The sequence below is a fragment of the Clostridium bornimense genome (genome assembly GCF_000577895.1).
Lineage (GTDB): Bacteria > Bacillota > Clostridia > Clostridiales > Clostridiaceae > Clostridium_AN > Clostridium_AN bornimense.
In genome coordinates, this window is sequence record NZ_HG917868.1 from 1,621,675 (window position 1) to 1,633,940 (window position 12,266).

The 12,266-nt window shown below is 29.6% G+C and carries 13 protein-coding genes; all 13 read right to left on the reverse strand.

What is annotated here, in order from left to right; genetic code table 11:
* Window positions 1-9: 9 nt before the first annotated feature.
* On the reverse strand, window positions 10-399 hold the full coding sequence (locus CM240_RS07255; RefSeq protein WP_044037845.1) for a cytidine deaminase: 390 nt from the start codon (window positions 397-399) through the stop codon (window positions 10-12).
* Window positions 400-411: 12 nt separating this feature from the next.
* The gene (locus CM240_RS07260) at window positions 412-1,116 is read right to left on the reverse strand and encodes a diacylglycerol kinase (protein WP_044037847.1); all 705 of its coding nucleotides are present in this window, start codon (window positions 1,114-1,116) and stop codon (window positions 412-414) included.
* An 8-nt stretch (window positions 1,117-1,124) separates the two neighbouring features.
* A complete protein-coding gene (gene ybeY, locus CM240_RS07265; protein ID WP_044037849.1) occupies window positions 1,125-1,628 on the reverse strand; it encodes an rRNA maturation RNase YbeY in 504 nt (167 codons plus the stop codon).
* Window positions 1,609-3,678 (reverse strand): HD family phosphohydrolase, encoded by a 2,070-nt coding sequence (locus tag CM240_RS07270; RefSeq protein WP_044037852.1) that lies wholly within the window; start codon window positions 3,676-3,678, stop codon window positions 1,609-1,611. Before CM240_RS07270 ends, ybeY begins: the two co-directional genes overlap by 20 nt.
* 12 nt (window positions 3,679-3,690) lie before the next feature.
* A complete protein-coding gene (gene yqfD / locus CM240_RS07275; protein WP_051483746.1) occupies window positions 3,691-4,824 on the reverse strand; it encodes a sporulation protein YqfD in 1,134 nt (377 codons plus the stop codon).
* Window positions 4,817-5,104, reverse strand: a complete 288-nt coding sequence (locus tag CM240_RS07280; protein WP_044037853.1) for a YabP/YqfC family sporulation protein — start codon at window positions 5,102-5,104, stop codon at window positions 4,817-4,819. The genes yqfD and CM240_RS07280 overlap by 8 nt, the downstream gene beginning before the upstream one ends.
* A gap of 256 nt (window positions 5,105-5,360) precedes the next feature.
* Window positions 5,361-5,537: a 30S ribosomal protein S21 gene (rpsU, locus tag CM240_RS07285; RefSeq protein WP_032121923.1), complete on the reverse strand. Its 177-nt coding sequence runs from the start codon at window positions 5,535-5,537 to the stop codon at window positions 5,361-5,363.
* A 110-nt stretch (window positions 5,538-5,647) separates the two neighbouring features.
* Window positions 5,648-5,989, reverse strand: a complete 342-nt coding sequence (locus CM240_RS07290; protein WP_423219465.1) for a histidine triad nucleotide-binding protein — start codon at window positions 5,987-5,989, stop codon at window positions 5,648-5,650.
* Window positions 5,989-7,302 (reverse strand): tRNA (N(6)-L-threonylcarbamoyladenosine(37)-C(2))-methylthiotransferase MtaB, encoded by a 1,314-nt coding sequence (gene mtaB, locus CM240_RS07295; protein WP_044037859.1) that lies wholly within the window; start codon window positions 7,300-7,302, stop codon window positions 5,989-5,991. Before mtaB ends, CM240_RS07290 begins: the two co-directional genes overlap by 1 nt.
* 4 nt (window positions 7,303-7,306) lie before the next feature.
* On the reverse strand, window positions 7,307-8,050 hold the full coding sequence (locus CM240_RS07300) for a 16S rRNA (uracil(1498)-N(3))-methyltransferase (protein ID WP_044037861.1): 744 nt from the start codon (window positions 8,048-8,050) through the stop codon (window positions 7,307-7,309).
* A gap of 15 nt (window positions 8,051-8,065) precedes the next feature.
* Window positions 8,066-9,022 carry a 50S ribosomal protein L11 methyltransferase gene (gene prmA, locus CM240_RS07305; RefSeq protein ID WP_044037870.1) on the reverse strand — a complete coding sequence of 319 codons (957 nt, stop codon included), beginning with the start codon at window positions 9,020-9,022 and terminating at the stop codon, window positions 8,066-8,068.
* A 182-nt stretch (window positions 9,023-9,204) separates the two neighbouring features.
* Window positions 9,205-10,341: a molecular chaperone DnaJ gene (gene dnaJ, locus CM240_RS07310; protein WP_044037872.1), complete on the reverse strand. Its 1,137-nt coding sequence runs from the start codon at window positions 10,339-10,341 to the stop codon at window positions 9,205-9,207.
* A 74-nt stretch (window positions 10,342-10,415) separates the two neighbouring features.
* Window positions 10,416-12,254 carry a molecular chaperone DnaK gene (dnaK, locus tag CM240_RS07315; protein ID WP_044037874.1) on the reverse strand — a complete coding sequence of 613 codons (1,839 nt, stop codon included), beginning with the start codon at window positions 12,252-12,254 and terminating at the stop codon, window positions 10,416-10,418.
* Window positions 12,255-12,266 lie beyond the last annotated feature (12 nt).

Consider the following 12,266-nt stretch of genomic DNA (forward strand, 5'->3'; position numbering starts at 1 on the left):
ATTTCCTCCTTATTTTAAGAAATCTTTTGTAAATGCTCCTGGCATAATTTCTTCAATAGTTTTAATTATATACTCTTCTTCATTTTTTGCTAGAATTATTTTGCTATCTTTTGAGCAAAATTCCACTATAACCTGCCTACATATTCCACATGGAGCTATAAGCTCCTCTGAATCAGCAACTATAGCAATTTCACTTATAACTTTTTCTCCTTCTTTAACTCCAGAAAATATAGCTGTTCTTTCAGCACAATTAGTTGCTCCAAATGATACATTTTCTATATTACATCCACCATATATATTTCCACTATCAAATCGCACTGCCGCACCTACTCTAAAATTTGAATATGGAACATAGGCCTTTTCTTTGTACTCCATTGCTATCTTAATTAAATCTTTCATTATAACTCTCCTTTAATATGTAAACACTTTAAATATAATTACTGTAATTAATATTCCAACAATTGCTCCAACTATTACTTCCCAAACTGTATGTACTTTAGAGTCTACTCTACTTTGTGCAACAATAATTGCTAATATAAATGATAATAAAATTACACTTTCATTTTTAGCAATTAATGATATCATAGTAGCAATAGCAAAACTAATAGATGCATGACCACTAGGCATACCACCTCTAAGCGGTGTTCCTTCTCCTATTACAGCTTTCAAAAATAATATTATCATACAAATTAGTATTAATACTATAAAAACTAAATATGTATCAGATTCTTTTATTATATTAACTAATTGAAAAGATAATTTTTTAAGTTTATCCCAAAATATTATATATCCTATAAATATAGCATTAATTGCAGTTACTAAAACTGCTCCTGCAGCTGTATTTTTAGCAATTTTCGCTAGAGGATGAAAATTATTTGTTAATATATCAACAGTAGCTTCTATGGCAGTGTTAATAAGTTCAGCAAATAATACTAATGTTATTGTTATTGATAATACTAATATTTCAGCTTTACTAAGTTTATAAAAAAAGCAAGCTGTAAGAATACCTAATGATGTAATTAAGTGTATCCTCATATTCCTTTGAGTTCTAGTAGCATATACTAGTCCTTCAATTGCATAATTAAAGGAATCTACTATGCTTCTAACTTGCTTCATAGTACCACCTACCTAGTTATTTGAAATTTATTTAGTATTTCCTCTTCTCGTCTTCTCATCTTTTCTTTATCACTGTCATTAATATGATCATAGCCTAACAAATGTAATACTGAATGTACTGTCAAATATGCTGCTTCTCTTAAAAACGAGTGTCCAAACTCTATTCTTTGTTCTTCAGCTCTTTCTAAAGATAGCACAATATCACCTAATATTAATACCCCATTATCTAGGTTTCTTTCTAATAGCTCTTTATCTTTATAATATATATCTTTATAAACTTTTCCTTCTGGATAACTTAACATAGGAAATGATAATACATCTGTCACCCTATCAATTTTCCTGAATTCTTTATTAATATTTTTTATTTCTTCATTATCTACATATAATAAACTTACTTCAACATCAACATCTACTTTTTCCTCTTCTATAGTAAAATTAATTACTTCTTCTAACAAATCATTTAGTTCATCTTTTACTTCTTTTTTTGATTGATTATTTTCTATATAGATCACTTTTCTCTATCTCCTTATTATTTTTATCTTTTGGATATTCAATTCTTTGATGATACATAGACATAAGCACTTTTATAAAAGCCTCCTTTATTCTATTTAAATCTTTTAACGTTAAGTCACAGTCATCTAATTGTCCTTCCGACAACCTATTTGTAAATATATTATTTACCATTTCAGTTATAGATTCTACAGTAGGATTCTTAATACTTCTCACTGATGCTTCTACACCGTCAGCAAGCATTATTATAGCACTTTCTTTGCTCTTTGGAATCGGTCCTGGATATTTGAATAAATTAACATCTACATCATCTGGATTTTCAGCATTATTTCTTTCTGTAATATAAAAATATTTAACTAAGTCTGTACCATGATGTTCTCTTATAATATCTTCAATAGCTGTTGGCAATGCATACTCCTTAGATAACTTTACCCCTTCAGTAACATGAGAAATAATAATCATTGCACTTATCTTTGACGACAAATTGTTATGTGGATTACTTTCATTTACCTGATTTTCTTTGAAAAATATAGGATTAGAAATCTTTCCTATATCATGATAAAATGCTCCTACTCTTGCTAATGTAGCATTAGCTTTTATTTCTTCTGCTGCAACTTCTGCTAAATTTCCAACCATTAAAGAATGATGATATGTTCCTGGTGCTTCAACTACCAATCGTTTTAATAATGGATTATTAGGATTTGATAATTCCAATAGCTTTATATTAGTAACTATATCAAACATGTTTTCAATAACAGGCAATGCACCAGCCGCAAAAATAGCTGATAAAACTCCCCCAACCATTAACAATGCCGAATTTTTTAACACCTCTATTAAATTGCTACTTATAACATTTCCAACAAAAATATTTATCATAATTGTAATTACAGATATAATAAGTGCGGAAGAAAAAATATCATTTCTAACATTTAACTTCTTCATAAACATAAAAGTTAAAATTATATTTAATAAGAAAACAATTATTATTTGCACATTAAAATTTACTACAACAGACAACAATATTGCATTTAAACAGTTTATTACCAATGACGTTTCTCTATCAAAAATTAAAACCATTAAAATTGCAGTAGCTCCTAATGGAATTAAAAATGGTTGAATAACAAGAATTCTAGCAAATAATATCTGTATAGTAATTAGGAAAAATATAAGTGAAAATTTTCTAGGCGAATAAAATATCTCCTTCCTAAACTTAAACAAATACCTACCTTGCATAAATGTAACTATAGCTACTATAGCTACTATAGATGCATATATAAAGAAATTATTTCCTCTAGATGAATTAAGAAGCCCTAATGATTCTAGAACTTTTATTTGCCACTCCTCTACAGGCTCTCCTTCTTTTACAATTGTCTGATCTTTCTTTATCATAACAGATTGAACTTTCTTTAAAGCTTCCTCTTCTAAAAGTTTCGTTTTATCTTCATCAACTACTGCATTAACTTTGATACAACTGCTATCTATTTTACTTATTATACTCTTTATTTCAGATGAAAGATTGTAACCTGATAATTTAGATGATATATTTTTTCTCACATTAGCTATATCCTCTGAATTATTATCTCTTACCACTATTGTTGATAATGAATCAACAGATTCTTTTAAATATGTTCTAAATGCATTGTAATCAGAATCATTAAGATTTATTATGTTATTCAAATCATCAATATTCAAATCATATGTATCATCAATTTTATTTAATATTTCTTCACTATTTTTATTTATCCTAAGCTTATCAAAAGTATCTATCAATGACTGAACCTTTTGTAACTGATCATTTTTAATACTGCTATCTACCTTATATACTTTAGATACAGATTGCAGTGCTTTTTCTTTATCTTTTTCAGTCGTAACTTTATCTTCTACGTCACGAGGAGATTTAATAGTTACTTTTGCAATATCCCCAACTTCTAAGTTATACTTTACCGAATAATACCCAGTACAAATTATTATAGATATAACGAAAAAAGCAATTATGTATATAAAAACTATACTGTTCCATTTTCTTTTGGGAACCTTTTTCTTATCTTCCATGTTAATTCTCCTTTAATTAGATATATCTTCTTCGCATTGAATAATCATTCTAATTTCACAACAGTCACCTTTTTCTTCTCTATATATTTTTTTATCCATTATAGTGCTATTTACACTTATATTACTTCTTATCTTATCTAGCAATTCACCTTCCGCTTTTTTTATTACAGATTCCTTATTAAGTTCTACTTCATTCTCAATAACTTCGTAATATTTTTCTATTACAAAAGGACCATAGTTTTCTTCTATTTTATCATATTTTTCAAACTTATTCTCAGATTTTTTTACGCATATTTTATTACCTGCTATAATTATGTATTTATTAGTTATGTATTTTCCAGTTTTCTCCCTATTTTTTTCTTTGTATGGGACAATTATTTTATCTTCATAAAAAGTTTTAGCCATTACAACACCTTTAGGAACAACTTCATATGAATGACTTTCATCACCTTCTATATATGATATTAATGAATCTCCATTCTTAACTACATCTCCTGCTTTGACAAGGGCAGTACCATTTGATGTATATACTCTAGATATTATTCCATCTTTTTTTGCTACTAAATCTTTCTTTGTATCATCTTTTATTAAACTAGGTGGTAGCTGCTTTTCCCTAACATCAATAAGTAATTTACTTCCATATGGTCTTATAGATACCCATGATATTTTTGAATGATCACTTTTCAACTTTTCCTCTAAATCTTCATAATTTATTTTTCTTTTAAAAGTCCCTTCTTTTATTCCTTCCTTATATAAAAGATTTCTTATTTCAAATGGCGAGATGTTCTTTTCTGTTTTAATATCTATTGACCAAATGATCTCATTAAATAGCATAAGCGATAAAAAGAATATTACTATTCCAATTACTAATGATATTCTACTCTTTAAAATATATATGGTTGTACTTCTTTTGTCTTTACCTATAACTTTATAAGTTCCATCATACTTTTCAAAAATTTCCTTAAATAACTCAAAATCTTTATACTGAATAGATAAAATTGCTGAGGATATAGATACTCTAGTTATGCTATCTATATCTATATCACTTTTTATAAGATTATTAATAAGCTCTTCTAATTCTATAACTTCTATTTTTAAAGTTAATCTAGCTTCATAAAATAAATTTAAAAATTGCCCTTTATTCATCATCCTCACCTACTGATATTCTATTAAGTTTCCCTTTTATAACCATTGTGCCTTCTGAAATATAACATATCTCAAAATTATCTCCATACAATGAAATATTATCTTTATGAGTAGCAATTTCTAAATATTCCTTTGAAAAGCTTATAATTCCCTTATGATTCTCTACAGTTATTTCTTCATTCCCTAGAATTGTTATTTTAGCTTTGACTCCAACTAACTCTTTAGGTATATCAAGCTTTTCAGAAAGAAACTCTGCTGATTTTCTCATTTTCTCATTCATATAGTATCAACCTCCTTCATATTAAATCTATGTTTAAAAAGTCTCAACTATAACATTTATTCAAAAAATGAAAATAGACCTCATATGAGGTCTATTTATAATTAACTTACATTATTTCTATTCTTTAGCTATCTACCCACTTTAAAATTAAAAGCAATATAATACAACTGCGCAGGAAGGCAACTCAAACAATTTTAACTGTACAGTTCTAAACTTATATAGTATTGAATTGTGGTACCTTCTATAATAGATAATTCTATTTAAATTTTCTCTTTCTTGCAGCTTCTGATTTTTTCTTTCTCTTAACGCTTGGCTTTTCATAATGTTCTCTCTTTCTTACTTCGGAAAGAACACCAGCTCTTGCGCATTTTCTCTTAAATCTTCTTAAAGCGCTATCTAATGTTTCGTTTTCTCCAACTTTAATTTCTGACATATATATCCCTCCCTCCGCTAGCCATTTAATAAAATAATTAAAATACAGCGGGCTTCAATAGCACATTGATTATTATACACTATATCTTAATTAATTGTCAATATAAAACCTTATCCAAGTGTAGTAATTAACTCTTTTCCTGCAAGTAAATGAAAATGAACATGGAATACTGTTTGCCCGGCATTTTTATTGCAATTACTTACAATTCTATATCCTTCTTCATCTATTCCTAACTCTTTTGCAATTTTATTAGCAACAGTAAAAATATGACCTATTACTGATTCATCATATTCTTCGATATCATTAATTGTGCTAATATGTTTTTTCGGTATTATTAGTATATGCACTGGAGCCATAGGTGATATATCTTTAAACGCATAAACTAGATCATCTTCATATACTTTTTCTGATGGTATTTCTCCTTTTATTATTTTACAAAATAAACAATCCATTATATCCTCTCCTTTATTAGGCTTCCCTCTAAGTATATTATGTGATTTTCCTTGATATCTACATCTAGAATTAATCCACTAATATCTTCAGTAGATTCTGCCATTACCTTAATATAATTTTCTGTATATCCACTGTAAAATCCTTCTTTTCCTTTAACTTTTTCTTCAAATAATACTTTTACTGTCTTTCCTACATATTTGTCAGCAAAATCCTCTTCATTTTTTCTGTCAGCTGCAATAATAGCTTTACTTCTCTCTTCCTTTTTACTTCCATGAACATCATCATCAAATGTTGCTGCTCTTGTTCCTTTTCTTGGTGAATATTTAAATACATGTATCTTTGATAATTTTATATCCTTAACAAAGTTTAATGTAGTTTCAAAATCCTCATCAGTTTCTCCTGGAAAGCCTACTATTAAGTCTGTTGTAATAGAAACATCTTTTATTTTTTCTCTTAAATTTTTAACTATATCTATATATTGTTCAACAGTATATCTTCTATTCATTCTCTTCAATGTCTTATCACATCCACTTTGAAGTGAAAGGTGATAATGAGGACAAAGTTTCTTAAGTTTACTAATTCTCTCTACTACATCCTTTGTAAAGTAAGTAGGATCAATAGATCCTATTCTTATTCTCTCTATTCCTTCAACTTTCTCTACTTCTTCTAATAAATCAGCTAATTCATATTCTTCTTCAAGATCCATACCGTATGATGCAATATGTATTCCTGATAAAATAACTTCTTTAAATCCATTTTCGCCTAAAATTTTAACTTCTTCTATAACTTTTTTAGGATCTTTTGAACATACAGCACCTCTTGCAAATGGAATAAGACAAAATGTACAAAATCTATTACAACCATCTTGTATCTTTACAAAAGCTCTTGTTCTATCTTGATATTCGCTAATTTCTAGTTCTTCAAATTGCTTATTTCTCAATACATCATTTACTTCAACAAATTGATTTTTTTCTGCCATAGCTCTATTAGCCCAATATACTATATCCCCTTTATTTCTTGTACCAAGAACTACATCTACTCCATCAATATTAGACACTTCATCTGGAGAAGTTTGAGAATAACATCCTACGACAGCTACTACAGAATCCGGATTAGCTTTTTTTGCTTTATTTATTGCTTGCCTTGATTTTTTATCTCCCATATTTGTCACTGTACATGTATTAATAACATATACATCTGCTTTATCATTAAAATCTACAACTTCAAAGCCCTCTTTTTTAAACTTTTCTGTCATAGCTTCACTCTCATAAGAATTTACTCTACATCCTAATGTTTGAAATGCTACTTTCATTATATTATACGCCTCCCATATCTCCTAATTCATAACATAGTAATGATGTTGCTACAAACCCTGCTGTCTCAGTTCTTAATATTCTTTTTCCTAAAGTAACTATCTCAGCGCCAATATTTTTCAACTCTTCTATTTCATCTTCTTCAAATCCACCTTCTGGTCCAATAACAATGGCTATATTCTTTATATCTTCCCTTTTAATATTCATACAAAGAGATTTTATTCCATAATCATCAGCTCTTTCATAAGGTACTACTATTAAATCATACTGTTTTAACTCTTCTTTTGTATTTTCAAAATTAATTGGCTCATTTATAGTTGGAATAATACTTCTCTTACTTTGCTTACATGCTTCTAATATTATTCTTCTAAGTCTATCGAGTTTTTTATATTCTTCGAAAGCTACATCAACTCTTTTTGTAATAATAGGTTGAAACTTTGATATTCCAAGCTCAGTTCCTTTTTGTACTATAAGGTCCATCTTACTCCCTTTAGGCATTCCTTGATATAAAGATATTTTTATAGGTGGCTCATTACTAGTTTCAAGCTCTTCTAAAATTTTTACTTTTACTTCTTTTTTATTTATTTCTTCTAATTCTCCAAGAAATTCATTACCATTACAATCATTTATTGCAACAATATCTCCTACTGAGAGACGTAAAACTTTATAAATATGCTTTACATCATCACCTATTATATTTACATTATTGCCTATAATATTAGAACTATCTACAAAAAACTTATGCATATATAAACTCCTTGATTACTTTGTTATCATCTTATGCTTCTTTGCAATTATGCAAATCCACTCACCTTGATTATTTATTTCCATAGGTTCAAATCCATTTTTAATTAATACTTCAATAACTTCATCTTTTTTATCTTTTATTATACCAGAAGAAATAAAATAACCATCATCCACAATATAATCTTTTACCATCGGTGTAAGGAACTTGATTACATCTGCAATTATATTTGCTACTACAATATCTGCTTTTCCTTCTACCACTTCCATTAAATCTCCATGTAGTATTTCAATATTATCTGACAATTTATTTAAAGCTACATTCTCTTTCGCTGAATCTACAGCTACTGGATCTAAGTCGACACCAACAGCCTTTTTTGCACCAAGCATTGCTGCACCAATTGCAAGAATACCTGATCCAGTACCAATGTCAAATACTGTTGTATCTTCCCCAACATATCTTTCTAATCCTTGAAGACACATTCTAGTTGTTTCATGAGTACCTGTACCAAAAGCCATACCTGGATCTAATTCTATTATTAATTCATGAGATTTTTTTTCATAGTCTTCCCATAATGGCTTTACTACTAATCTTGCACCAACTTTAGTTGGTTTATAATATTTTTTCCAATTATTTGCCCAATCTTCCTCTGAAACTTTACTAACAAATATTGTGCCTTCTCCTTTATCTATACCGAATTCACCTAAATTGTCTACTTTTTCTTTTATATATTCTACTATCTCCTCAATATTTTCTTCTTCTACATAATACCCCTTTACAACGGCACCCTCTTTTATATTTAAAATTTCTTCATCAAAATAATCCCAATCACCAGGATGTTTCTTTTTAAATTCTAAATCTTCACTATCTACCACTGATACACCTTTTACATCCGTTGTATATAAAATTCCTTGCACTGCTTCTACCGCTTCTGAAGAAGTTATAATTGTTATCTCTATCCAATCTTTGTTCATATAATCACCTTTTCCTAATCTTTAATTATGCTTTTCTATAATAAAATTCATACTTTTTTAATATAAATCATTGATGCAAGTTATATATTAACACACTTTATTATAATTTAACAATAAAAGAGATAATAAAAAGAGAATGTCACAGTAAGTTAACTTATCATGCAACATCCTCACAAACTATATTATTTCTTTTTACCAAATAATCTACTTTTAAACTTCTTTGTATGAACTCCATCAAGAGATTCCCCTGATGCTTCCATAAACATTTCAATTGCTTCATGTTGAGCTTCATTTAACTTCTTAGGAATATCAACTATAATTTTAACATACTGATCTCCTCTATAAGAAGTATTAACTTTGCTTACACCTTTTCCTTTAAGTCTAAAGGTTGTTCCTGATTGTGTTCCTGCTGGAACATCATACTTAACATCTCCATCAATAGTAGGAACTTTAACTTCAGCACCTAATATAGCTTTTCCAATTGAAATATGTTGTTCTATATATATATCAGAACCTTCTCTTCTAAATACTGAACTTGGAGTAACTCTGATTCTTACATATACATCTCCAGCTGGTCCGCCATTAGTACCATGGTTTCCTTGTCCTCTAAGTGGAATTACATTATCATTATCTACTCCTGCTGGTATATCTAATGTAATGCTTCTTTGTCTTCTTTCAATACCTGTTCCTCCACAATGTGAGCATGGATCTTTAATAATTGTTCCTTTACCACCGCAAGTATCACATGTTCCTGTTTGAACAAAAGTTCCAAGTGGTGTATTTCTTTGAATTTTAATTTGACCTGTTCCTCCACATTTAGAACATGTTTCTTTACCGCTTCCACTTTTAGCACCTGTACCATTACAAGTTTCACAGCTTTCATTTCTAACAATTTTTATTTCTTTTTTACAACCGAAAACTGCTTCTTCAAAAGTCAAATTGATTGTTACTTCTAAATCTGATCCTCTTTCTGGACCATTTCTTCTCTTACTTCTTCCACCACCGCCGAAGAAGTCTCCAAATATATCACCTAAATCAAAATCAAAACCGCCACCGCTACTAAAGCCGCCAAATCCACCAAATCCATCAAATCCAGCACCATCTGCGCTTCCAAATTGATCATATCTTTGTCTCTTTTCTGGATCAGATAATACTTGAAACGCTTCATTTATTTCTTTAAATTTTTCTTCAGCTTCTTTGTTACCTTGATTTTTATCTGGGTGATATTTTATAGCAAGCTTTTTAAAAGCCTTTTTTATTTCATCTTGAGAAGCATCTCTTGATACACCAAGCACTTCATAATAATCCTTATTTGCCAATTTCTTCACCACCCTACTTAAATTAAGGGAGGGGTAAAACCCTTCCCTTTAACATTTGACTTCTATATTATATACTATTTATCATCTACTTTAAAGTCTGCATCTACAACATTATCATCAGCGCTTCCTGCACCAGCAGCATCTCCTGCACCAGTAGCACCTTCTGCACCTTGTGGATTTGCTTCAGCATACATCTTTTGAGATATTGCATAGAATTCTTGAGTTAATTCTTCTTGTGCTTTCTTAATAGCTTCTATATCATCGCCATCTTTAACTTTCTTTAACTCTTCAATTTTAGCAGTTACTTTAGCTTTTTCATCTTCAGAAATTTTATCACCAAGATCTGTTAATGATTTTTCCATTTGATATACTAAGTTGTCAGCATTATTTTTAACTTCTATAGCTTCTTTTCTATTCTTATCAGCTTCTGCAAATTGTTCAGCTTCTTTTACAGCCTTATCTATTTCTTCATCAGAAAGATTAGTTGAAGCAGTGATAGTTATATTAGCTTCCTTACCAGTTCCTTTATCCTTAGCTGAAACATTAACTATACCATTTGCATCGATATCAAATGTTACTTCTATTTGAGGAATTCCTCTTGGAGCTGGAGCTATTCCTGATAATGTGAATCTACCAAGTGACTTGTTATCTACAGCCATTTGTCTTTCACCTTGAACTATATTAATTTCAACTGATGGTTGATTATCTACAGCAGTTGAGAATACTTGACTCTTCTTAGCTGGGATTGGTGTATTTCTTTCTATTAATGGAGTCGCAATTCCACCCATTGTTTCAATTCCTAATGTTAATGGTGTTACATCTAATAGTAAGATATCTTTAACATCACCAGTTAATACACCAGCTTGAATTGCAGCACCAACTGCAACAGCTTCATCTGGGTTAACTCCCTTTGATGGTTCTTTTCCTGTAAAGTTTTTAACAGCTTCTACTACTGCTGGTATTCTAGTTGATCCACCAACTAAAATTACTTTATCTATATCACCAATTGTCATTTTAGCATCTTCTAATGCTTTCTTCATTGGAGTTAAGCTTCTTTCAACTAAATCTCTTGTTAATTCGTTGAACTTAGCTCTTGTTAAATCTTCATTTATATGTTTTGGACCTGTTGCATCAGCAGTAATAAATGGAAGATTAATATTTGTGCTTTGTGAAGAAGATAATTCTATCTTAGCTTTTTCAGCTGCTTCCTTTAATCTTTGAAGTGCCATTTGGTCATTTCTTAAATCAATTCCATATTCTTTTTGGAAATTATCTGCTAAGTAGTTCATGATTTTTTCATCAAAATCATCTCCTCCTAGCTTAGTATCTCCGTTTGTTGATTTAACTTGGAATAATCCATCACCAAGTTCTAGAATAGATACGTCGAAAGTACCTCCACCTAAGTCATATACTAAAATTGTATGACTATCATCTTGCTTATCTAATCCATATGCTAAAGATGCTGCTGTTGGTTCATTTATTATTCTTAATACTTCAAGCCCTGCAATCTTACCTGCATCCTTTGTTGCTTGTCTTTCTGCATCATTAAAGTATGCTGGAACTGTTATTACTGCTTGAGTAACTTTTTCTCCTAAATAACTTTCAGCATCGGCCTTTAATTTTTGTAAAATCATTGCTGATATTTCTTGTGGTGTGTAATCTTTACCATCTATATTAGTTTTATGGTCTGTACCCATATGTCTTTTAATTGAAATTATTGTTTTATCTGGGTTTGTAATTGCTTGTCTTTTTGCAACTTGCCCTACTAATCTTTCTCCATCTTTTTGGAAAGATACTACTGATGGTGTAGTTCTAGCTCCTTCAGAGTTTGCTATAACTACTGGATCTCCTCCTTCCATTACTGCAACACATGAATTTGTTGTTCCTAAATCAATACCTATTACTTTTGACATTATAATTACCTC